This is a genomic window from Rhodococcus sp. WAY2 (genome assembly GCF_009859915.1).
GTDB classification, from domain to species: Bacteria; Actinomycetota; Actinomycetes; order Mycobacteriales; family Mycobacteriaceae; genus Rhodococcus_F; species Rhodococcus_F oxybenzonivorans.
The window spans coordinates 3,789,691-3,813,145 of record NZ_CP046572.1 but is presented as its reverse complement, the minus strand read 5'-3'; the positions used below and the strand labels follow the sequence as shown (position 1 = coordinate 3,813,145).

Genomic DNA, 23,455 nt, shown 5'->3' with positions numbered 1-23,455 from the left:
ACAGAGAGTTGCCCACCCGATGCTCCACGCTCTCGTCGCTTGTTTCCTCTTCCTCACCGGACGATGGCTGTCCGCGCCGATCAGAAACCCGATCACTGCACTGGCACAGGCGCGGACGGTGATGCGGTGGGTTGATCTCACCTCGTCCTGCAGTAACACTCCCGTCGATTCTCCCGATCACTGACCGTGAGTGCTTATTAACAACCCGTGGTTGAGAAGTACTCACGGGGGCGAAGCCGCAGGAGGGAGGGGACCACCGATGTACTCCTTTGCCGATCACGGTGCCGTTCCGGGAACGGTTGTCCTCCTTCCGAGCGCCGAATCATTGCTCGTCGGGTACCTACGCTCGGCGGGAATGCGCGTGCAGCCCGGTTCCGCCACGCTCGACGGAGCGGAGGTCGTGCGGCGTGCCGACGTGGTGATCGTCGACGCCCGTTCACGAAACCTCGAGGCACTGGACACCATCCGAGTCTTGCGTGTTTTCGGAGCGAGAACGGGCATCCTCGTCGTCGACGAGTTCGCGAACGAGGAAACGCGGTGTTCCTACTTCGAGGCGGGCGCAGACGACGTGATGTGTGTTCCCGCCAACGTCGACGAGGTTGTCGCGAGGCTTCGTGCTCTCCTCCGACGACTGGGGCCGTCTCGCTCGTCGTCGAATTCGTCTAACTCGTCCGGCATCTCCGTGGACACCGACAATGCAGTGCTCAACGTCGGCCGTGCCCGCATCGCGCTGAGTAGAACAGAACTCGACGTGCTCGTCGCTCTCGCGGGCAATGCCGGCCGCGTAGTCCGCCGGGGACAACTGTTGCAGGAAGTGTGGGGTCTGCCGGCGGGTTCCAAGTCGAACGTCCTCAACACGTGTGTCTATCTACTACGCCGCAAATTCGAATCTCACGGGGCACCGGACGTCATCGATACGGTGCGCGGCGTCGGTTTCAGACTGAAATCCGAGACCGACGAGCACTCGGTTCCGACACTCCTTGCCCACAGCAGCCGAAACACCTGCGCTGACACGGGATACACGTTGTCGGATGCGGTGTGAGTTACGGCCCCGTAGTGCATTGAGCATTCGATGCGGGCACCCTGACTCACTGCATCCAGTGTTCGACCTTATTGCGACGTCCGTCCGCGAGTTCTCGCCGGAGAAGGTTCATCGCGGCGTGCTGAGTGAGCAGCACAGTCTCGGTCGAGGTACCGAGAAGCCGGGCCACCTGCTCGACCGGCAACTGATGAGCGAGCCGCAGGCGCAGCACCGTCCGGTACCGCTCGGGTAGCGCGTCGAGGAGCGTCGACGGCCGGGTTGCGCTCTTGTCATCGATGGTCACCACGGCTCGCCTTTCGCTCGTCGAAGTCGCTTCACTGTGCCGGGCCCGATGTCCCGTAGGGAAGGGACCGGCGTCCCGATCAGCCGGGATGTTGCGCGGGCGAGCAGGGGTGACACCCATCGAACAGAGCACGGTAAGGGGACACAGTGGCGAACTGCGGACGAACTCAGGACAGGTGGTGCGGCTCCGGGTCGGTCTTGTGTGTCCAGTCCGCGCCCACCTCGTCTTGGTCGCCGGCCTGATTGCCGTGCCGCCCCTTCGCTCGCGCGAGCGAGATGACGACAGACTTCGAGGTCGGGCAATTGCTGCCCAGCGCCGTCGAGTCCAGCGGCACCAGCGGATTGGACTCCGGATAGTAGGCGGCGGCGGAGCCGCGCGGGGTGTCGTAGTCGACGATGCGGAAGTTCTGCGCGCACCGGACCCGCTCGTCAGCGTCCCAGCGCGTGAAGAGATCGACCATGTCGCCGTCATCGAATCCGAGCGCCGCGATGTCGTCGCGGTGCATGAAGATGACGCGGCGGCCACCCTCGATGCCCCGATAGCGGTCGCTGTACCCGTAGATCGTGGTGTTGAACTGGTCGTGGCTTCGCAGGGTCTGCAAGATCACATGCCCCGGCGGCACCTGCACGACCTCGATCGGGGATACCGCGAACTCTGCACGACCCGAACGCGTTTCGAAGGTTCGGGAGTCACGCGGTGGGTGCGGAAGGATGAAACCGCCCGGACGTCGGACGTTCACCTCGTACCCCTCGCATCCGGGCACGACGCGGGAGATGTGCAGCCGGATGTTCGCGTAATCCTCTCGCATTCTCTTCCAGTCGATTCCGTAGCGGTCACCGATGGTGGCTTCGGCAATGCGCGTCACGATGCCCACTTCCGACTCCAGGTGTGGACTGGCCGGGTCCAGCGGACCCCGCGACGCGTGAACCGAGCACGTCGAATCCTCGACCGAAACGAATTGCGGACCGGACGCCTGAACATCCTTCTCAGTGCGTCCCTTCGTCGGCAGAATGAGCGCCGTCTCCCCGCACACCAGGTGCGAACGATTGATCTTCGTGGAGATGTGCACGGTCATGCGCGTCTTGCGGAGCGCCGCAGCGGTCACCTCGGTGTCCGGGGCGGCCTGAACGAAGTTGCCGCCCAGTCCGAGGAAGAAGTGCGCCTTGCCGTCGCGCATGGCACGGATCGAGTCGACGGTGTCGTACCCGTTCGCGCGCGGCGGATCGAAACGGAACTCCTTCTGCAGGGCATCGAGAAAATGCCCGGGCGGACGCTCCCAGATACCCATCGTCCGGTCACCCTGCACGTTGGAGTGCCCGCGAACCGGAAACAACCCTGCACCACGCTTTCCGATATTGCCCTGGGCCAGTGCGAGATTCGTGATCTCCTTGATGATGGCCACGGAGTTACGATGCTGGGTGAGTCCCATCGCCCAGCAGAACACGGTGGCGTCGGAGTCCCGAAGCAACGTGGCGGCGTCGGTGATCTGCTCCCGGGACAGCCCCGTCGTCTCGGTGACGACGTCCCAGTCGACTGCGGCGACATGCTCTTTCCACAACTCGAAGCCGATCGTGTACTGGTCGATGAAGGCGTGATCGAGCGCATCCCATTCGACGAGCAGCGAACCGAATGCCTGAAGCAGGGCGAGATCCCCGTTCAGTGCGATCGGCAGGTGCATGTCGGACAGGTCGGTACCCGATCCCACCATGCCGCGTGGGGTCTGCGGATTCTTGAAGTTGACCAGACCGGCCTCGCGGAGCGGATTGATCGACAGGATCTTCGCACCGTTCTGCTTGGCCTTCTCCAGCGCCGACAGCATCCTCGGATGATTCGTGCCCGGATTCTGGCCCTGCAGCACAATAAGTTTCGCGTCGTACACGTCCTCCATCACCACACTCGCCTTGCCGATTCCGATCGACTCCTGAAGGGCGATGCTGGTGGATTCGTGGCACATGTTGGAACAGTCGGGCAGATTGTTCGTACCGAATGCGCGAACGAAGAGCTGGTACGCGAACGCCGCCTCGTTGGACGCCCGACCGGACGTATAGAAAATGGCCTCGTCCGGGCTGTCGAGTGCCTTCAACTGGCCGCCGATCAGGGCAAACGCGTCGTCCCAGTCGATCGGTTCGTAATGCGTCGCCCCGGGCCGCTTCACCATGGGGTGGGTGATCCGCCCCTGCTGCCCCAGCCAGTGTTCGCTGTGACTGTCGAGGTCGGCGATACTGTGCCGGGCGAAGAATTCGGGAGTGGCGCGGGACCGGGTCGCTTCCTCCGCAACCGCCTTCGCGCCGTTCTCACAGAATTCGGCTTTGTGCCGATGCCCCGGGTCGGGGTCCGGCCACGCGCAGCTCATGCAGTCGAATCCCTCGGCCTGATTGAGGCGCAGCAGAGTCTCGGCCGTCCGCCTCATGCCCATATGTTCGAGCGAACGTTTCATCGACACTGCGACGGCGGTGGGGCCGGCGGCATGATCCTCTTGGGGTCGAATTTCGAGGTCGGCCTCGTCGTGGTCGCGGCCCTCATCGTGGTGACGCATGGTCAGTCTCCCGTCACGGCTCGACGTTCTTCCTGTCATCGTATTCGCGCGGCGCGGCATCGGCTGGAGAAAAGTGCGCATCGTCAACCCAGCCTTGACGGACGTCATGCGTCAATCTACCGTTGACGCATGACGAAAATACGACTCGACGACCTCATCGACGGAATCCGCTCCGGATACCCCGATCAACCCCTCGAACAGTTGACGGCTGCGGTCTTGACCGCCGAGCACCTCAACGAAATATCCGACCACCTGATCGGCCACTTCGTCGATCAAGCGCGGCGTAGCGGTGCGTCGTGGACGGAGATCGGCGGCTGTATCGGCGTCACGAAGCAAGCCGCCCAGCAGCGGTTCACACCCAAGGGCAGTGCCAACATGTTCGCGCGTTTCACCGAGAAGGCCCGGCAGGCGGTGGTCCAATCGCAGGAGGAAGCTCGGGCGCAGCGCCTGTCCGAGATTCAGTCGGCGCATCTCCTGCTCGGCATGCTGTGCGCGCCCGACAGCCTCGCGATGCGGGCACTCGCCGACCAGGGCTTCACACCTCAGGCAATCCGGGAAGCCGCGGAGGCAGACCTAGCTGCCGGGCCGGCCGACACCGAATCCCCCGCTCTGATCCCCTATGCGGCGGGCGCGAAGAAGGTGCTCGAATTGTCCACCCGCGAGGCGCTGCGATTGGGCCACAACTACATCGGAACGGAACACATGCTGCTCGCGTTGATGGCCGACGAAACGGACAATCCGGGTCCGCTCCGCCGCCTCGGCGCCGACACCGATGCCGCCGAGCGATTCCTGCTGACGGCGCTCGGCGCAGCGGAAGCGAAGGAATAGAGCCGCTTCCGGTCAGCAGTCGGTCGGTCGGGGATTCCACCCACCGCCGGTGCTCACTCGACGAAGGCGAGTCCTCTTTCCTCGAGAGCGCCTTCAAGGATTCGAACAGCTTTGGGGCCCACGCCATGCATGGCGAGCAGTTCACGACGACTGCGAGCGGCCACCTGAGCCAGGGTGGTGATGCCCGCCTCGAGCAGGGCGCTGTTCGCCGGACGCCCGATCGGAGGAAGGTCGCCTATCTGTGCCGGAACATCGCGTGTGCTCATTCCGACACGGTACCGAAGCTATGCCGTCCGATACGGGTATCGCGTCGACGAGTGCGTGCCCGACTCGGGCCATCCCGGCGGCCGACCGTGAGAGGTCAATTCGGCCGGCTCGGGCGAGCCCGATCCACGGTGAGAATGTAGGCACTGATCACCACCACCCATGCCGGGAACACCAACGTCACCCACGGACTGAAACTGACCACCACCAACAGACTCAGGGCGAGGAGGTAGGTGATGATGGCCAACCACCGCGGCATCAGGCCCGTGCGCAACCAGATCGTTCCCAACGAGATCATGAACACCGCCGCCATGCGAACCCCGTACACGTTGTTGACGTGCAACATCACTTCACGCCCGAAGTAGAGAACTTCGGCTGGGGGAGCTTTCGAGTCGCAGGAGAGGGCGAGTGGTCCGCCCGCCAGTGCCATCGACACGAACATCGTCGCGAGGAACAACAGTCCACTGCCCAGAAAGACGGTGGCGAAGAATCGGTCCTCGAGTTCGCCGAACCTGTCCCGGACGACACCGATAAACCACAGGAAGGCGATACCGGCGAAGGGTGCCAGCACGAGCGCGATCGTGATCTGCACTTGCCGGTGCACCCAGGGCGACGCGGCAGCCGGCAACGCCGTACGTAGCAAGACGATGCTGATTCCGAATAGGACGCCGAAGACGACCCCGGCGACCGCAGCAGCACGCGGGGTCCTCAGTTGGTGGAACCCGGCCTTGCCCTGCGTCTCGGCCATGGGAATTAGTGTTCGCCGGAACCCTCGAGCCCAGCCACCCTGCGCGGCTTGGCCCGCATGTCGGTCAGTCCTTCGCCAGGAAGGCGTGCAGCTTCGCCACGGCGTGATCGATGGTGAAGCTCGCCGGCTCCTGTCGCGGAGGAAATTCTTTGAAGGTTTCGAGGAACTGAGTCGTGATGAACGTTCCGTAGATGGCGATGTAATCGTGGTCGAGGAACCAGTCCCAGTAGGTGTTCGACGTGATGTCGGCCCGCTCGAACGGGTCGGTACGCAAGTTGAACAGTTTCGGCAGCCGCAGTTGGGTGAACGGCTCCGCCCACAAACCGAGGGTGCCCTGCGCCCGCTGCTCCATGAACACGATCTTCCAGTTGTCGAAGCGGATGCCCAGCACGTCGCAATCGTCGGAGAAATAGACCATTCCCCGGCGCGGGGACGTGTCGACCTCTCCGGTCAGGTACGGGAGCAGGTTGTAGCCGTCGATGTGCACCTTGAACGTCTTCTCTCCGACGTCATAGCCGGCTTTCAGGTGCTCCACGACCTCGGGTGCCCCCGCGGCGGCAAGGAAGGTGGGAAGCCAGTCGTGGTGCTGCACGATCTCGTTGGACACCACGCCGGCGGGTATCTTGCCCGGCCAGCGGATCACTTCGGGGACGCGGAACGCACCCTCCCAGTTGGTGTCCTTCTCACTGCGGAAAGGGGTGGTCGCGCCGTCCGGCCAGGTGTTCGCGTGGGGTCCGTTGTCGGTGCTGTAGATGACGATGGTGTTCTCGGTGAGACCCAGCTCGTCGACCGCGTCGAGCAGTTGGCCGACGTGCTTGTCGTGATCGATCATGGTGTCGTGGTACGGCGACTGCCAATACCCGGCCTGTCCGATGCTCTCTGGTTTCGTGTGGGTACGCAGGTGCATGTGTGTGGTGTTCATCCACACGAAGAACGGGGTGTCTGCTTCCTTCTGCCGCGTGATGAAGTCGATTGCCGCCGAGACCGTCTCGTCGTCGATGGTCTCCATCCGCTTCTTGCTCAGCGGCCCGGTGTCCTCGATGCGTTGCTTTCCGAGCGGCCCATACCGCGGATCGACCTCACCGGCGTCCTCCTCGGTGGCCCAGCAATGGAGGACCCCGCGCGGCATCATCACCTCGTGCAGTTTGGGATAGTCCTGTGCACTGGGATAGTCGGGGAGCTCGGGTTCCTCTTCGGCGTTGAGGTGGTAAAGGTTGCCGAAGAACTCATCGAACCCGTGCGCGGTCGGCAGATACTTGTTCAGGTCGCCGAGATGGTTCTTCCCGAACTGCCCGGTGGCGTATCCGAGCGGTTTGAGCAGTTCTGCGATGGTGGGGTCCTCGGGAGACAATCCCACGTCGACTCCCGGGATCCCAACCTTGCTCATGCCGGTGCGATACACGCTCTGACCGGTGATGAACGACGCGCGACCGGCCGTGCAACTCTGCTCGCCGTAGGAGTCGGTGAACCTCATGCCCTCGTCGGCGAGACGGTCGATATTCGGTGTCCGGTATCCCATCAGCCCGTCGCTGTAGCAGCTCAGATTGGTGATACCGATGTCGTCGCCCCAGATAACGAGGATGTTGGGTTTCGCGTCGGCCATTTGTCTCTCCTCGCATCATCGGGCGGATGTACGTTCTTCACCGACCGTGGCCGGCCGGGTCCGGGAACTCGCAGACATGACGTTTCTCGCGGCACCTCAGCGCCACATCACCCACACCGGGTGAGAAGCACGCCCCCGGCCGGTGAATTACGGAGAAAATGGTTGCCCTGACCATTCGATGCCGGGCTGAGCATTGTGGGCATTCTCGAGAGCCTCACTATCCGGGTGTCTGAGTGCGTGCGCCGACGGCGTGGATGATCACGATTTGCGGGTTCCAGGGCATCAGGGCGTGCACCGACCGTTCGAGGTCGGCGACCGGTGGCAGCTGCGGCGGTCCGAGCACCTCGATGACGGCCGTGTCGGCTTGCCAAGTGACGGCTCCTATCTCGGTGCCCGGGACGTCGGTCAGCCACTGCTCGGCGGCGTCGTGGATTTGGTCGGCCCACAAGGAGGACAGGGTATTCACGACCATGGGGACCGCGACGATGATCAACGCCGATGCCAGGACGATGTAGACCCTGTATCGACGTGATGGCGTGGGGATACCGGATGCGCGCGCATAGCCGGCGATCACGAACACCACGGTGGAGGTGATCACCATGGCGATCACGTTGGATGCAAACAACACCAGTGCTCCAACGGCCAGCGAGGGTGCACCGGAGCCGAGGCACACTCCCACGACACCGAGTGGGGGCACGAGCGAAATCGCGATTGCAACACCGGGCAGGACGTCGCCGACATCGCGGCGGGTGACGGCGATCGCTCCCGCCAGGCCGGTGGCAAGGGCCGCCGCGAGATCGGTCAGATTCGGCGAGGTCCTGCCGACCACCTGGGAGTTCGTGAGCACATTGGCAGGGTTGGGCAGCACCTGCGCGAAGACGAACCCGAGCGCCACGACCAGGGCGAGCCCACACAGCACATAGAAGGCGCTGCGACTTACCAACCGTCCCCGGCCGGTAGCGATGCCGAGACCGATACCCAGAATCGGCGTCGACAACGGGGCGACGATCATCGCGCCGATCACCGTCGCGGTCGAATCCCCCACCACGCCGGCGACGGCGATGATCCCGGAGAGGGTAAGCATGATCCAGAAGCCGGATCGCTTCGCTGCCCGGTCACCGTCGTCGAGGTTCAGTCGATCGTCGAGTTCGTTCAACTCTCGCCGCTGACTGTCCGGTATGAGAAGCAGGCGCATCATGATCCTTTCGACCGCCTGAAAGATGTTGTGCCACCGTAACCCGTCACCGGCGTCACGCTGCCCGAACGCGGGCACCTGGTGTGTTCGCGGACATGGATTCTCACCCCGTACGGGTGATGTGGTTGTGCGGTACCACGAGCATCGTCAGGACTGCGTTTTCCGACCTACGTCCGGGCGTTGGCCGACACGGCAAGTGCGTGCGCGCCCGATGATGCGAGGAGTGACCGATGACCGACGCAGGTGGCGAAGCTGCACACCTTCCTGACGAAGGACTCATGGACGTGGGGGCCGGGCTGGGCGGCGCCTGGGCGGACGGGGCGACGCGGTCCGCGATCGAAGACTTCGTCGGGCAGGTCACGGAAACAGGCGGACCGGACTTCGTCGAGCCTGCCGACCGGGTAGCCGTGTTCGACAACGACGGCACACTGTGGTGCGAGAAACCGATGCCCATCCAGCTCGACTTCACCATCAGGCGCCTGGCCGAGATGGCCGCGAGTGACACCGAACTGCAGCAGACGCAACCATGGAAGGCGGCCTTCGAGCACGACCTTCAGTGGCTAGGGGCGGCAATGGTCAAGCACTATCACGGCGACGACCGCGACCTGAAACTGTTGATGGGCGCAGTCACTCAGGCATTCGATTCGGTCAGCGTCGAGAACTACGACGCGCGGGTCCGGGCCTTCTTCAACGGCGCGGACCATCCGACGCTCGGCCGACCATACTTGGACTCCGGATATGTGCCGATGATCGAATTGCTGCGCTATCTCGAGGCGAACGGCTTCACCGTCTACATCGCGTCCGGCGGCGACCGGGACTTCATGCGCCCGGTCGCCGGACGGCTCTATGGGATTCCGCCGGAACGCATCATCGGCAGCGCCCTCGGCCTCTCGTACCGTGAGGGCGCGGACACGACCGAGCTGCTCTACAAGGCCGCGATGGATTTCTTCGACGACGGACCGGAGAAACCGATCCGGATATGGAGCCGGATCGGGCGGCGTCCGATTTTGTCGGTCGGCAACTCCAACGGCGACCTGCCGATGCTGGCTTTCTCCGGGCAACCCGATCGCCCGTCCCTGCGCGTGCTGATCCTGCACGACGACGCCGACCGCGAATTCGACTATGTGGCCGGCGCCGAGCAGGCACTCGAACAGGCACGAGAAAAGGACTGGACCGTGGTAAGCATGAAGAACGATTGGACGAGTATCTTCGCGCCGGTCGATACCTGATCAGGCAGAAGGGAAGGCTCCGTTGGAAGCCCAGACTGTCCCCGACGTCCGGAACATCCCGGCTCACACCTTCACGATGGGCTCGGATCGACACTATCCGGAGGAAGGCCCGGCGCATCGTGTCGCGGTCGATGCCTTCGCCATCGAGATCCATCAGGTCACCAATGAACAGTTCGCCCGGTTCGTCCGCGACACCGGATACGTCACGGTCGCGGAGCGTCCCCTCGACCCCGCCGACTTCCCGGGGGCTCCCACGGAGAACCTGCAGCCCGGATCGATGGTCTTCACTTCCACTCGGGGCCCGGTCGACCTTCGTCACCTCAGCCAGTGGTGGACGTGGACCATCGGCGCGTCCTGGCAACACCCCACCGGACCGGGTTCGACGGTCACCGACCGCGAACAGCATCCCGTCGTCCACGTCGCCCACGAGGACGCGGCAGCGTACGCACAGTGGGCAGGACGGTCCCTCCCCACCGAGGCCCAATGGGAGGCCGCGGCGCGCGGCGGGCGGGATCAAGCGGAGTTCACGTGGGGCGACACTCCCGAAGCCGAGACGCCCTTGGCGAACTACTGGCACGGGCAGTTCCCATGGCAGGCGGACCCCGGGTACGGCACCACGACGGCCGTCGGCAGCTTTCCGCCCAATGAATACGGTCTGTACGACATGGCGGGAAACGTCTGGGAATGGACCGACGACTGGTACTCGGATCACCACAGCGACACGACACAGTCGTGCTGTGCGCCACGCAATCCGCGTGGGCCCGGCATCTCGGAGAGCTTCGACCCACACCAGCCCCAATTCCGGGTGCCACGGAGAGTCATCAAGGGTGGATCGTTCCTGTGTGCTGACAGCTACTGCCGACGGTATCGGCCCGCGGCACGGCGACCGCACATGATCGACACCGGAATGAGCCACATCGGATTTCGCTGCGTTACCGCCCTCCGCGGGTCACAGTAGGACCACGCACTTCACCCAGGTTCACTCCTTACGCGAGCATCACGGGCGTTGAAGCCGTATAGGCGTCCCAGAGTTCCCGGTAGACGCCGCCCCGGTCGAGTAGTTCGTCGTGGGTTCCGACTTCCGCGACCCGTCCGCCGTCGAGGACCACCACCCGGTCGGCCCGCGCGGCAGTGCTCAATCGGTGCGCCACGACGACGGTGGTGCGCCGCCGGGACAGCTTCTCGGTCGCCAGCCGGACGCGGTCTTCGGTGGCCAGGTCCAGCGACGCCGTCGCCTCGTCGAGCAGCAGAATGTCGGGGTCCACCAATTCGGCGCGGGCGAGGGCCAGCAGCTGGCGTTGCCCGGCCGACAGGTTGCGCCCGTGCTCCCCGATCGGCTGCAGGTAGCCGAGGGCGAGCCCGGACACCATCTCGTGGGCCCCGACCGCCCGGCCGGCGGCCTCGACCTCGGCGTCGGTCGCGTCCGGGCGCCCGTAGGCAATCGCGTCGCGGACGGTCGCGCCGAACAGGTGCGGCTCTTGCGGTACGACTCCGAGTCGCTGCCGGAACGACGCGAGGTCGAGTGCCCGGGTGTCGATGCCGTCGACCCGCACCGCGCCGTCGGTGGGGTCGTAGAACCGGGCGAGCAACTTCAGCACCGTCGACTTGCCCGCGCCGGTCTGGCCGACGAGGGCGACCGTCTCGCCCGGTTCGATGCGAAGCGTCACCCCTCGCAGCGCCTCCCCCTTGCCGGATTCGTACGCAAAGTGGACGTCGTCGAACACGATGCCGCCCTGGAGGTGGTCGAGGATGATCGGATCGCCCGCCTGCGGCGTGGTGGTCGGTGTCCGCATCAGACCCCGCAGTCGACCGAGTCCGATCACCGCCTGCTGGTAGCCGTCGAACACCTGCGAAAGCTGTTGCACCGGGGCGAAGAACAGTTCGACGTAAAGCACGAAGGCGATCAGGGTGCCGACGGTGAGGGTTCCGCCGTGGATCCGCGCCGTCCCCGCCGCGAGCACCAGTCCGGTCGCCACCACGGACAGGAACTCGACGAACGGAAAGTACAGGGCCATGTACCGCTGGGCCCGTAGCCGCGACTCCCGGAAGTCCCAGGCCCGCCGGGCAAACTGAACCGCGTTGTAGTCCTCGCGCCGAAAAGCCTGGGTGACGCGAATATTCGTCACATTCTCCTGCAGGTACGCGTTGACGATCCCGACGCGATCGCGGGCCTCCGCGTAAGCGGGCACGGACTTTCGGCGGAACACCACCGTGGCCGCGACGAGGACGGGCACCACGAGGACCAGCACGAGGGCCAGTTCCGCGTCGATCACCAGGAGTGCCACCAGCACACCGGAAATTGTCAGCCCGCTCACCACCGCCGTAGCCAGACCCGTCTGCAGGAAGTTGGACAGGCTGTCGACATCGGTGGTCATACGTGTCATGATCCGGCCGGCAAGTTCTCGCTCGTAGTACTGCAACCCGAGCCGTTGCAGCTGCGCGAACGTTTTGACCCGCAACGTGTACAGCAGCCGTTCGCCCGTCCGCCCGGTCACCCGCGCCTGGGCGATGTTGACGGCCCAGTCCAGCAGCACCACCAGAATGGTCGCGGCCGCCGCGAGCAGCAGCAGGTCGCGGGCGCCCTGCAGCACTCCCCGATCCACCCCGGTACGGACGAGGACCGGAACCGCGATCTGCGCGACGGCGTCGAACCCGACGAGCGCCAGACCCGCGACCAGCGGCAGGATGAGTGGACGCAGCAGTGGGCCGAGTCCGAACGCCGGGTCGGCGGCCCGGGCCTCGTCCGCGGCGACGTCCGGGTTTCCCGTGAGTGGCGGCAGGTCGTCGAGCCGAGCCATGACTTCGGGGCTGGGCGGCGCCGCTGAGAGGATTCCGCCCGACGCGCCCCCGCGCGACGGTCCGCTGGCGCCCGCGGCTGCGGTCGCGAATGCCGCTGCGGCTCTGGCGTCGAACACCCCGGATGCCTCGTCTCCGTCCTCCCGGCGCCACAGTTCGGCAGTGACACCGTCGACGTCCGGCGGCTCGGGTGACGGGTCCGGCGCGGCCACGTCGTTCGCGCTCGACAGCAGGGCGCGGAACAGCGGACACCGCTCGTCGAGTTCGGCGCTCGTGCCCACATCGACGATGCGCCCGTCCGCCAGGACCGCGATGCGGTCGGCCAACGCGAGCGTCGACCGGCGATGAGCAATGATCAGCGAGGTCCGTTCGCTGGTCGCGACGCACAGTTCGTGGTGGATGGCGGCCTCGACACGGGCGTCGACCGCCGATGTCGCGTCGTCGAGCACCAGGATCCGCGGATCGGTCACCAACGCCCGGGCGAGGGCGATCCGCTGCCGCTGCCCACCCGACAGCGTCACCCCCTGCTCCCCCACGACGGTGTCGAGGCCGTCCGGCAGTGCGTCGACGAATTTCTCCGCCTGCACCATTCGGAGCGCCTCACGCACCAGTGCCTCGTCGGCATCCGGCCGGCCGTAGGACACGTTGGCGCGGATGGTCTCGGACATCAGGTAGCTGTCTTCGAAGACGACTCCGAGCGCAGAGCGCAGCGACTCGAGCGACAGCCGGCGGGTGTCGATTCCCCCGACGGTGACCGCACCCGCGTCGGCGTCATACAACCGCGGAACGAGCATGGCCAGAGTCGATTTCCCCGATCCGGCGGCACCGACCACCGCCACCGTCTCCCCGGGTGCGATCCGCAGCGACAGTCCGTCGAGGAGGCGGTTCGACGGGTCGTATCCGAAGGCCACGTCGTCGAACACCACCTCGAGCGGACCGCGCGGCAAGTCCACGGCGTCGGGTGGGGTCGTGACGGCGGGGGCGTTGTCGATCACTTCGCGGACGCGCTCGACGCTTGCCCGGCCCTGTTGGCTCACGGTCAGCAGCGTGGCGAGCTGACGCACCGGTGAGGCGAACGACGCCAGGTACGTGGTGAAGGCGACGAACGTGCCGAGCGACAACGTGCCGTGCAGCGCCAGCCATCCTCCGAGTGCCAGAACCAACGCCTGCCCGAGCATCGGGACCGCCTGCAGTGCAGGGTTGTACCGGCTGGTCAGCCGCGCGACACGCAGCCGGGAACGGAACAGGTCGCCCGCCCGCTTCTCGAGGTCTTCGAGTTCGCGGCCTTCCTGGCCGAATCCCTTGACGACGCGCACCCCCGTGACGGCGGCCTCCACTCCCCCGGCCACGATCGCTGCCTGTTCCTGGGCATGCCAGTTGGCGGGGAACAGGTCGACGCGGCTGCGCATCGAGATGAACCACAGCGCAGGCAGGACGGCGAGGGCGACCAGGGTGAGGATCGGCGACAGTACGGCCATCACGGCCAGGGAGATCGTGAACATCAGCAGGTTCCCCGCCATGTGCGGCAGTAACTGCAGGAGCATCTGGATCAGCGTGATGTCCGAGATCGATCGGCTGACCACCTGCCCGGTCTGCAGCCCGTCCTGCTTGACGCCGTCCAGCCGCAGCAGGGACCGGAAGGCGTCGCCGCGCAGGTCATACTGCACTCCGAGGGACAGCTGCCCGGAGCGGTACCGTCGCGTGTAGGCGGCGGCGAAACGGATCGATGCGAGGGCGATGAGCACCGCGATCCAGGGTGCCAGTGCATGATTCGTGTCGACCGCGGCGTTGTCGATCACGTGCCGGACGGCCAGCGGAATGGTGGCGGTGGCCGCGGCCGCCACCGCCGCCGCCCCGTACGCGAGAACGAGATTGCGGCGCTGGCGCAGACAGTACCCGAACAGGTACCGCAGCCAGCCCGCGTTCTCTCCGGAAGCTCCCGTCGTCACTGCGCAGACACCAGCGCGGAATCCTTCTCGACCGCAAACTGATTGGTGGGCCGCGGCAAACCGTAGTGGCCGCGCAGTGTGGTCTCGGTGTAGTCGGTGCGGAAGAGTCCGCGTTCCTGCAGAATCGGGACCACGGAGTCGACGAACTTCTCCAACCCGGACGGAAGAACCGCGGGCATGATGTTGAAACCGTCGGCGGCGCCGTTCCGGAACCAGTACTCGATTGTGTCGGCCACCTGGAGCGGGGTGCCCGCAAATGTGCGGTGACCGCGACCACCACCGAGTCGCCCGATCAGCTGCCGGACGGTGAGCTTTTCGCGGCGGGCGAGGTCCACGATCAGCGTGTACCGGCTCTTTGCACCCTCGATCTCGTCCTCGGACGGCAAGTCCTCCGGCAGTTCCTCGTCGAGCGGGAGCTGCTCCGGTTCGAGATTGAACCGCTGCGCCAGCTGCTTGCGGGCGTACTCCGGCGAGATCAACCGCTCCAGTTCGGCCTCGAGTGCGCGGGCCTCCTCTTCGGTGTCCCCGATCACCGGCACGATGCCGGGCAGGATCAGCACCTGCTCGGGATCCCGGCCCACTTTCGCGACCCGGTCCTTGACGTCCGCGTAGAACGCCTTCCCCTCGTCCAGGGTGGGCTGGGCGGTGAAGATGGCCTCCGAGTACCGGGCGGCGAAATCCTTTCCGTCCTCGGACGACCCCGCCTGCACGAGCAGCGGGTATCCCTGCGGCGACCGTGGCACGTTGAGCGGTCCCCGCACCTTGAAGAACCGGCCCTCGTGTTCGATGACGTGCACCTTGGCGGAGTCGGCATGGATCGCGACCTCCTTGTCCGCGACGATGGCATCGTCCTCCCAGCTGTCCCACAGTTTGGTGGACACCTCCACGAACTCCGCTGCCCGCTCGTACCGGCTGCGGTGTGCGGGGGTGTCGTCGAGACCGAAGTTCTGGGCCGCATCGGCGCCGGCCGTGGTGACGATGTTCCAGCCTGCGCGTCCACCGCTGACGAAGTCCAGGGACGCGAACCGTCGCGCCAGGTTGTACGGCTCGTTGTAACTGGTCGACGCGGTCGCGATCAGGCCGATCTTCTCGGTGGCCGCGGAGATCGCCGTGAGGATGATCGTCGGCTCCAGCTTGCCGCTCGGTCTGCGTTCCGGATTGCTGAACAGCACCGGGCTGTCGGCGAGGAACACCGAGTCGAACTTTCCGCGTTCGGCGGTTTGCGCCAACGAGATGTAGTGGTTGATATCGAGATTGGCGTTCGGATCGCTCTCGGGCAGGCGCCAGGCCGCCTCATGGTGTCCGATCGCCATCAGGAATGCGTTGAGATGCAGCCGGCGCTGTGGTGACGAACTCATGGTGTAACTCCCTTACTGTGCCGCTACCTCGACGCCGAGGGCGCCGAGCAGCGTGGTGCGAAACTCGTGGAACTTGCTGTCGCCGAGCGCTCTCGGCTTCGGGATGTCGATGATCTCGTCGACGACGATCTGCCCGCGGTCGAGAACGAGCACCCGGTCGGCGAGCGCGATCGCTTCGTCGACGTCGTGGGTGACGAGCAGGACGGTCGGGCGGTGGCGACGAATCAACTCCTGCAGAAGGGCATGCATCTTGATCCGGGTCAGCGCGTCGAGGGCCCCGAAGGGCTCGTCGGCCAGGAACAGTTGGGGCTCGCGGACCAGCGCTCGGGCCAGCGCCACCCGCTGCTGTTCACCGCCGGACAATTCGCTGGGCCACGCCTTCTCCCGGCCCGCGAGCCCGACCTCCGCGAGCGCCGACGCGCCCTTGCTCGTGCCGGTGCGGCCCAGTCCCAGCGTCACGTTGTCCAGCACCCTCAGCCAGGGCAGCAGCCGCGAGTCCTGGAACGCCACCGACACCTCCTCGGGCACGGTGAGTGTTCCACCGCGGCCCTCGACGTCGTAGTCGAGGCCGGCGAGCGCGCGGAGCAGCGTGCTCTTGCCGGACCCGCTCTTGCCGAGCAAGGCCACGAACTGGCCATCGGGAATGTCGAGGTCCAGGCGGTCGAGGACGGTCTTGTCGCCGAATCCGCGGACGAGGGACCGCACCCGGACAGCGACGGGTTCTAGCCGGCCAGCGTCTTGCGCCATGACAGCGACCGCCTTTCGACGTAGCGGAGGACGGAGTCGGACAGGAGACCGAAGATGCCGTAGACCGCGAGTCCCACGAGAATCACGTCGGACTGTCCGTAGTTCTGCGCGTTGTACATCATCTTTCCCAAGCCGGTCACCGCGTTGATTCCCTCGACGACGATGAGGGTGAGCCAGGCACCGGTCACCGAGAGGCGCAGTCCCAAAAAGAATCCCGGCATCGCACCCGGCAGGACGACCTTGCGGATGAACGTGGCCCGGGACAGCCCGAGGACTTCGGCAAGTTCGACGTAGCGGTTGTCGATCGACGTCAGCGAGTTGTGGGTCTGGATGTACATGTGGACGACGACACCGAGCGCGATGATCACGATCTTGAACGTCTCCCCGATGCCGAGCCAGAGGATCAGCAGCGGGATCAGGCCGAGCGTCGGGATGGCGCGTTTGAGTTGGATCGGTCCGTCGATCAGAGCGTCACCGGAACGCGTCAGACCGGCGACGACGGCCAGCGCCGTCCCGATCACCACACCGAATGCGAAGCCGATGGCTGCACGACTCAACGACGCAAGGACGTGCTCCTGCAGGATGCCCGTGGAGATCAGGTCGACCGCCGTCGTGACGACGGTCCACGGCGCGGACAGCTTTCGTGCGTCGATGACGCCCGTCAGGCTCCCCACCGCCCAGACCGCTAGGAGGAGCAGGACACCGGCAAGCCGGGAGAACGGGAAGGCTTTACGCAGTCCGAGTCGGCGGATCTGCCGGTCGGTGGCGCTGGGCCTGTCGACAACGGGGGCGACAGTACGTGCCGGCGCGGGCGCAATGAGAGTACTGGTCATCGCTGCACACCGCCCCGGTACTCGGCCGGAACGGCGTCGGCGGCGATCGTCTCGAATCGGCGGTCGAACAGCTCGTTGGCATCGAACTCGTTGAAGTAGCCTGCTTCGGATAGCAATTGGACGGTGTCCTGCGTCCATTCGACGGCCGCGTCCCAGTTGGCCGGGTAGACCGGGCGCTGCCCGACGGAGGCGACGATGCGCTTGCCGTCCTCGACCGATACCTGTTCGCTCTCCACGTAGTACTTCTGGATCCAGGCGTCCTGGTTCTCCCACGCCCAGACCTCCCCGCGGGCCCAGAACGGAATGAACGCCTTGATCGCCGCCGCTTTGGCTGGGTCCTGGAGGACCTCCACGGGTGCCCAGAGCACGGTGAGCGCGTCCACGGCGTCGGTGGCCAGCGCCTTGGCTCCGTCCGGCCCGTACTGGTTCAGGTACTTCGTGACCGTCGGCTCCGACAGCGGCGCGATGTCCACCTGCTTCGACTGCAACGCGGTGAGGAACTGCGGGCTGGGGAGCTCGACGAGTTGGACGTCGTCCGTCGTCAGGCCCTGTGCTTTCAGCGTTCGCAGGATCACCACACCCTGGGCCTGCCCGGGCGAGAACGCGATCTTCTTGCCCCGCAGGTCCGGCAGTTCCGTGATGTCCGAGCCGGGAGCGGTGGCCAGCCGGTATTGCGGCTGTTCCTTCTCCCGGACCGCGACGATCTTCGCGTCCAACCCGGTGGCGTGCGCCTGGATCGGCGGGATCGCGGCGTTGGTGGCCAGATCGACCGCATTACCCCGGAAGGCCTGGATCACGTCGGGACCGGCACTGACGTCCGGCCAATCCGACACGGTGAATGGGAGTTCCGCGAGTTGATCGGTCGCCTCGAGCTGAAGTCGGGTGGTCTTGATCGACACGCTGAGCGACGTTCCGTCCGGAACCTGGTCGGGCACAACGTCATCGAGTGACAGCCCGCCGGAGGAACCGGAGGAGCAGGACGCGAGCCCGAGCGCCACGACGCCGGCAAAGGCAGCGCGTGTGAGGCGCCGATACCCGGCGGACGACACGAGTGAACTGGACATGAATGATCCTTCGAAGGAAGTGATCTCCGGTCGGGCACACCGGACGCGGTCGGTCGAGTGCCACAATGGAGCGAGAAAGGAAGAATGGAACGGTGTTTAGGGCGTCCGCCTCAGTCAGCGCAGAGACGTCAGATGCGGCCCGGTCGCGTGCGGCGACAACAGGACTCGGAGCGACACGAGGATGTACGCACACTGTCCGCCATGGTGATGTTCACACCAATATCCTTGCGATCCAGTGCAATCGACGTCAACATTGCTTCCCACCGAATTAACTCCGGACTTGTGATACACATCACGATATGCCGGCCAGCGGCCGCACGAAGCTGGTGAGAGGCGCCCGGAATAACTCCGCGAGGATCACGGAACCGGCGGATACCGGCAGTGCCCTCCCCGGAAAACTGGTGGACAACACGGACCGTGAGGGGTCGTCACACGTCACCGACGACTCCCCGACTGCTCGCCGAACCGTGTCGAGAGAATCCGGAATCCGGCTCACGCCTTGGTCGCAGACGATCAGAACCTCCGGATTGAACAGGTCGAGCAGACGCGCCGCCACCACCCCCACGCCGTGCGCCCGTTCCTCGAACAGAGCCAGGGCCGCCGGCTGCCGACGTCGTCCCGCGTCGAGAAGGTCGCCGAAGATCGGCCGCTCGATGATGCCGAGTTGCATCGCCCTGCGCACCAGCACCCGATCCGACAGGGTGGCCTGCACGCATCCGGTACGTCCGCAGGTGCACTCCTCGAGACTGTTCTCGACAGGCACGTGCGCAACCGCGCCTGCCGCCGCGCGAGGGCCGTGGTGGACCACGCCTCCGGTCGCGAACGCGGCGTCGATGACGTTGCCGACGAAGAGCTGCACCACACTGTCCCGCGATCTCGGCTCCCCGAACAGCACCTCCGCGTCGATGAGGGCGCGCGCGTGCGAATCCATCCGGACGTCCAGACCGGTGCGATGCTCGAGATCCGCGCGGACCGGGTACCCGTTCCAGCCCGGAATCGGATGCTCACGCACCACACCGGATTCCGAGTCGATCCAGCCGCCGGCCGCGAAACCGACCCCGATCGGGACGGACACGTCACCGTATCGGGCGGCCAGTGCCTCGAGGGTCGTCACGGCGTTACGCAGAATCTCGGCCGGTCCGAGCCCGAAGTGCGGATCACGGGATCGCGCAAGCACCTGCCCGCGCAGATCGAGCAACGCGGTGGTGACGTGGGTCATCGCCAGGTGAATGCCGTAGACGACGAAGCGGGTGGTGTCGAGATCCACCGGCACGTGTGGACGTCCCAGACCCGTGGGACCCGAGATTTCCGGCAGTTCCCGCAGCAGTCCGCGTTCGACGAGCTGTGCACTGGCGGTGGTGACCGTCGCGGGCGAGAGCCCGGTGACCCGTGCGATCGTGCTGCGGGCGATCGGTCCGTGATCGAGGATGGTGCGCAGCACCGTGCCCGCGCTGGCGCCGGAGCGGCCGGCGCCCCGCCGGGCATCGGAGTGGGTTCGCACCATCGTTCTCCCTTCGCCGCGCTCAGTGATCTGCGTGATCTGCAACGCTAGCGAAGGGGAACGGATAGTTGAACGGACTCGATACCCGTGAATTTAACTCCCGTGCGTCGGCCGCCAGCCGCGGCCGATCACTCGTGTCAGAAGTTGCCGCGTGCGGCTTGTTCTCGCTCGATGGCTTCGAAGAGGGCCTTGAAGTTACCGATACCGAAACCGAGGGAACCGTGGCGTTCGATGAGTTCGAAGAACACGGTAGGACGGTCGACGAGTGGTTTGGTGAAGATCTGCAGCAGATACCCGTCCTCGTCGCGGTCGACGAGGATGCCGCGCTTCTGCAACTCCTCGATCGGGGCACGCACGTTCCCGATCCGGGCCCGCAGTTCCGGATCCTCGTAATACGAATCCGGGGTGGCCAGGAACTCGACACCCTCGGCAGTCAGCTGATCGACGGCGGTGAGAATGTCGTTGGTGGCCAACGCCAGATGCTGGGCACCGGGACCACGGTAGAAATCGAGGTACTCATCGATCTGGGAGCGCTTCTTCGCGATCGCCGGCTCGTTGAGCGGAAACTTCACCCGATGATTGCCGTTCGAGACGACCTTGCTCATCAGCGCGGAGTAATCGGTGGCAATGTCCTCGCCCACGAACTCCGCCATGTTCGTAAAGCCCATCACCCGGTTGTAGAACCCGACCCACTCGTCCATCTTGCCCAATTCGACGTTGCCCACCACATGATCGAGGGCCTGGAACAACCGCTTCGGGGCGCCGTCCCGTTTGCGGTGCGTGGAGGTGCGTTCGACGTAGCCGGGCAGGTAGGGGCCGGTGTAGCGGCTGCGGTCGACGAGGGTGTGCCGGGTATCGCCATAGGTGGCGATCGCCGCCAGTCGAACGGTGCCGTGCTCGTCGGTGACGTCATGGGGCTCGTCCAGAACGGTCGCACCCTGCGCCCGGGCATGCGCAATGCACTTGTCGACATCGGGCACCGCCAGCGCGATGTCGACGACACCGTCGCCGTGGACGCGATGATGCTCGATCAACGAGCTGTCCGGGTCCACGGCACCCTTGATCACGAACCGGACCGCCCCGGATTCGAGAACGAAACTGTGGTGATCGCGGTTACCGGTGGTCGGCCCGGAGTAGGCGACCAGAGTCATCCCGAACGCCGACTGAAAATAATGCGCGCTCTGGGTGGCATTGCCCACCACCCACACGACCGCATCCCAACCGCTGACCGGAAACGGATCCGCAGCCGAGTCGTACTCCACCAGACCCACCAACTGCCTGAGCTGATCGAGATCGAGATCCGCCAAACGTTCCTTGTCGGTCAGTGTCTGTTCGATCGTCATCGGAGTCTTCCTCTTTCGTTGGCCGGTGAGCCGGGACTGTCGCCTGCGTCACCACGAAAACTCACTCCGCCGTCGTAGGCAACCGAGCCAGGAGTTCCTAGCCGCAGTGTCACTTTCGAGGAGCAAATCACGCGATTTGTTATACAGTCGGACTAGCTGATCGACCTCGGAGGTGGTGTTCGCATGAAGGATGCCGTGCAGCTGGACGAGCTCGATTTCGCGCTGCTCGACGCCATGCACGCCGACCCGAAGGCGGGAGTGCTGGAGTTGTCGCGTCGAATCAAGGTGGCCCGAGCCACCGTTCAGGCGCGGGTACGCAAGCTCGAGGAGTCGGGCATCATCGCCGGTTACGAGCCGCATATCGACATTTCGGCTGCCGGTTTCGACGTGCAGGCATTCGTCACCCTGGAGACGGCGCAGGGCGCACTCGACTCGGTGACGTCGGAGCTCGAGTCGATTCCCGGTGTGCTCGAAGCTTTCGCGACCACCGGTTCGGGCGACATCCTTTGCCGGGTCGCGGCCCAATCACATCTCGGTTTGCAGCAGACATTGATCGATCTGAACAAATCGAGCGTCGTCGCGCGGTCCACGAGCGTGATGGTGCTCTCCGTGATCGTTCCGTATCGGTCGATGCCGTTGTTGCGCACCCTCGACCGTCGCGGTTCGGCGAAGGCTCCCGCGTACCGGGCCACCGATCAGCACGTCGATCGCTGAGTTTGCTGGGCACGTTGCCTAGAAAAACACCGAAAACCTGTCGTGGTGATGTTCATCCTGGCTACGTGCTGCAGGGCTGCTTGCGGCATGGGAGTGGCGCCCGCCACAGTGATCGCCGTAACAGCGGGTGCTGATCGAGGGAACGGCTCGATCGCACTGCTGCCCGGCCGTCCGACTCCCGAAAGAAGCCATGAAGAACCTGCTCACCCGATTCGAAGAAAAGGCCCCCGAGATCGTGTTCGAGTGGCACGACACCGAGACGTCCGCCCGCGGATGGACCGTGATCAACTCCCTGCGTGGGGGCGCTGCCGGCGGTGGAACCCGGATGCGGCGCGGCCTGGACCGCCGGGAAGTGGAGTCCCTGGCCAAGACCATGGAAGTGAAGTTCACCGTCTCCGGGCCCGCCATCGGCGGCGCCAAGTCGGGCATCGACTTCGATCCGACGGACCCCCGCAAGGACGAGGTGTTGCGACGCTGGTTCAGGGCCGTCACCCCACTGCTGAAGGCGTACTACGGCACCGGCGGCGACCTGAACGTGGACGAGATGGCTGAGGTCGTCCCGATCACCGAGAGCTACGGGCTCTGGCACCCGCAGGAAGGCGTCGTCAACGGACACTTCGCGGCCAGCGACCGGGAACGGGTGCAGCGGGTGGGGCAACTCCGGCTCGGTGTCGCGAAGGTGGTCGAGGATCCGCGCTTCACCCCCGACCCGCAGGCCAAGTACACGGTGTCCGACCTGATCACCGGCTGGGGCGTCGCGGAATCGGTACGCCACTACTACCGCGTCTACGGCGGTGAACTCACCGGCAAGCGGGTGATCATGCAGGGCTGGGGCAACGTCGGGGCCACCGCCGCCTACTACCTGGCCCAGTCCGGCGCCCGCATCGTCGGAATCATCGACCGCAACGGCGGGGTGTCGAACACCGACGGCTTTGACTTCGAACAGATCCGCGATCTGTTCCTCACCAGGTCGGGCAACGAGCTGAACGCTCCCGACGCTGTGCCGTTCGCGGACATCAACGAGACGATCTGGAGCGTCGGCGCGGAGGTGTTCCTGCCTTGCGCGGCGTCCCGCCTGGTGACACGCGACCAGGTGGACCGGTTGATCGACGGCGGCCTCGAAGTCGTGGCGAGCGGGGCCAACGTGCCCTTCGCCGACGACGAGATCTTCTACGGCCCCACCTACGAGTACGCCGACAAGAGTCTGGCGGTGGTGCCCGACTTCATCGCCAACTGCGGCATGGCCCGAGCGTTCGCTTTGCTGATGGAGGGCGACATCGAGGTGTCCGACGACGCCATCTTCGGTGATGTGTCCACCACCGTGGCGACGGCGCTCGAGCGGTGCCACGCGCGATCACAGCAGCCGACCGGGATTGCCGGTACCGCCTTCGAGATCGCTCTCGATCAGCTCGTCTGACATCC

At 65.4% G+C, this 23,455-nt stretch carries 19 protein-coding genes; 6 read left to right on the top strand and 13 right to left on the bottom strand.

All coding sequences use genetic code 11. The annotated features are described in order from the left end of the window. Positions 1-259 precede the first annotated feature (259 nt). Positions 260-1,042, top strand: a complete 783-nt coding sequence (locus GFS60_RS17480) for a winged helix-turn-helix transcriptional regulator (RefSeq protein ID WP_159923080.1) — start codon at positions 260-262, stop codon at positions 1,040-1,042. 46 nt (positions 1,043-1,088) lie between these two features. On the opposite strand, the gene GFS60_RS17475 is transcribed toward GFS60_RS17480, so the two are convergent. Both GFS60_RS17475 and GFS60_RS17470 read right to left on the bottom strand, forming a co-directional pair. Beyond that, positions 1,089-1,325 (bottom strand): sigma factor-like helix-turn-helix DNA-binding protein, encoded by a 237-nt coding sequence (locus tag GFS60_RS17475; RefSeq protein WP_159923078.1) that lies wholly within the window; start codon positions 1,323-1,325, stop codon positions 1,089-1,091. A 166-nt stretch (positions 1,326-1,491) separates the two neighbouring features. After that, on the bottom strand, positions 1,492-3,861 hold the full coding sequence (locus GFS60_RS17470; RefSeq protein WP_159923076.1) for an FdhF/YdeP family oxidoreductase: 2,370 nt from the start codon (positions 3,859-3,861) through the stop codon (positions 1,492-1,494). A gap of 129 nt (positions 3,862-3,990) precedes the next feature. Between GFS60_RS17470 and GFS60_RS17465 the strand changes: the two genes are divergently transcribed. Continuing rightward, positions 3,991-4,689, top strand: a complete 699-nt coding sequence (locus GFS60_RS17465; protein ID WP_159923074.1) for a Clp protease N-terminal domain-containing protein — start codon at positions 3,991-3,993, stop codon at positions 4,687-4,689. A gap of 53 nt (positions 4,690-4,742) precedes the next feature. Here the strand turns inward: GFS60_RS17465 and GFS60_RS17460 are convergent, their stop codons facing one another. The 4 genes from GFS60_RS17460 to GFS60_RS17445 form a co-directional block, all read right to left on the bottom strand. After that, entirely contained in the window at positions 4,743-4,955 is a 213-nt protein-coding gene (locus GFS60_RS17460) for a hypothetical protein (RefSeq protein ID WP_159923072.1), read from the bottom strand. A gap of 95 nt (positions 4,956-5,050) precedes the next feature. Continuing rightward, complete coding sequence (locus GFS60_RS17455) at positions 5,051-5,701, bottom strand: hypothetical protein (RefSeq protein WP_159923070.1); 651 nt, start codon at positions 5,699-5,701, stop codon at positions 5,051-5,053. A gap of 64 nt (positions 5,702-5,765) precedes the next feature. Further along, a complete protein-coding gene (locus GFS60_RS17450; protein WP_159923068.1) occupies positions 5,766-7,304 on the bottom strand; it encodes an arylsulfatase in 1,539 nt (512 codons plus the stop codon). Between the two features lie 217 nt (positions 7,305-7,521). Continuing rightward, positions 7,522-8,499, bottom strand: coding sequence for a TIGR00341 family protein (locus GFS60_RS17445; RefSeq protein ID WP_159923066.1), 978 nt, complete (start codon positions 8,497-8,499; stop codon positions 7,522-7,524). 284 nt (positions 8,500-8,783) lie between these two features. Between GFS60_RS17445 and GFS60_RS17440 the strand changes: the two genes are divergently transcribed. After that, on the top strand, positions 8,784-9,728 hold the full coding sequence (locus GFS60_RS17440) for an HAD family hydrolase (RefSeq protein WP_159927296.1): 945 nt from the start codon (positions 8,784-8,786) through the stop codon (positions 9,726-9,728). A gap of 76 nt (positions 9,729-9,804) precedes the next feature. Beyond that, positions 9,805-10,686, top strand: a complete 882-nt coding sequence (locus GFS60_RS17435) for a formylglycine-generating enzyme family protein (protein WP_236603510.1) — start codon at positions 9,805-9,807, stop codon at positions 10,684-10,686. A 28-nt stretch (positions 10,687-10,714) separates the two neighbouring features. Here the strand turns inward: GFS60_RS17435 and GFS60_RS17430 are convergent, their stop codons facing one another. From GFS60_RS17430 to hppD, 7 genes are all read right to left on the bottom strand, one after another. Continuing rightward, on the bottom strand, positions 10,715-14,473 hold the full coding sequence (locus tag GFS60_RS17430; protein WP_159923062.1) for an ABC transporter ATP-binding protein: 3,759 nt from the start codon (positions 14,471-14,473) through the stop codon (positions 10,715-10,717). Further along, entirely contained in the window at positions 14,470-15,831 is a 1,362-nt protein-coding gene (locus GFS60_RS17425) for an LLM class flavin-dependent oxidoreductase (RefSeq protein ID WP_159923060.1), read from the bottom strand. Before GFS60_RS17425 ends, GFS60_RS17430 begins: the two co-directional genes overlap by 4 nt. A 12-nt stretch (positions 15,832-15,843) precedes the next feature. Further along, positions 15,844-16,578, bottom strand: a complete 735-nt coding sequence (locus GFS60_RS17420) for an ABC transporter ATP-binding protein (RefSeq protein ID WP_159923058.1) — start codon at positions 16,576-16,578, stop codon at positions 15,844-15,846. Next, the gene (locus GFS60_RS17415) at positions 16,554-17,411 is read right to left on the bottom strand and encodes an ABC transporter permease (protein ID WP_159923056.1); all 858 of its coding nucleotides are present in this window, start codon (positions 17,409-17,411) and stop codon (positions 16,554-16,556) included. The genes GFS60_RS17420 and GFS60_RS17415 overlap by 25 nt, the downstream gene beginning before the upstream one ends. Continuing rightward, a complete protein-coding gene (locus tag GFS60_RS17410; RefSeq protein WP_159923054.1) occupies positions 17,408-18,475 on the bottom strand; it encodes an ABC transporter substrate-binding protein in 1,068 nt (355 codons plus the stop codon). Before GFS60_RS17410 ends, GFS60_RS17415 begins: the two co-directional genes overlap by 4 nt. Positions 18,476-18,767: 292 nt before the next feature. Then, on the bottom strand, positions 18,768-19,979 hold the full coding sequence (locus GFS60_RS17405) for an ROK family transcriptional regulator (protein WP_159923052.1): 1,212 nt from the start codon (positions 19,977-19,979) through the stop codon (positions 18,768-18,770). A 134-nt stretch (positions 19,980-20,113) separates the two neighbouring features. Beyond that, positions 20,114-21,319 (bottom strand): 4-hydroxyphenylpyruvate dioxygenase, encoded by a 1,206-nt coding sequence (hppD, locus tag GFS60_RS17400; protein ID WP_109334443.1) that lies wholly within the window; start codon positions 21,317-21,319, stop codon positions 20,114-20,116. 183 nt (positions 21,320-21,502) lie between these two features. Here hppD and GFS60_RS17395 point away from each other — a divergent pair, with 183 nt between their 5' ends. Both GFS60_RS17395 and GFS60_RS17390 read left to right on the top strand, forming a co-directional pair. Continuing rightward, positions 21,503-22,033 (top strand): Lrp/AsnC family transcriptional regulator, encoded by a 531-nt coding sequence (locus GFS60_RS17395; protein WP_109334445.1) that lies wholly within the window; start codon positions 21,503-21,505, stop codon positions 22,031-22,033. Positions 22,034-22,223: 190 nt separating this feature from the next. Beyond that, complete coding sequence (locus tag GFS60_RS17390) at positions 22,224-23,450, top strand: Glu/Leu/Phe/Val dehydrogenase dimerization domain-containing protein (protein ID WP_159923050.1); 1,227 nt, start codon at positions 22,224-22,226, stop codon at positions 23,448-23,450. Positions 23,451-23,455: the final 5 nt, after the last annotated feature.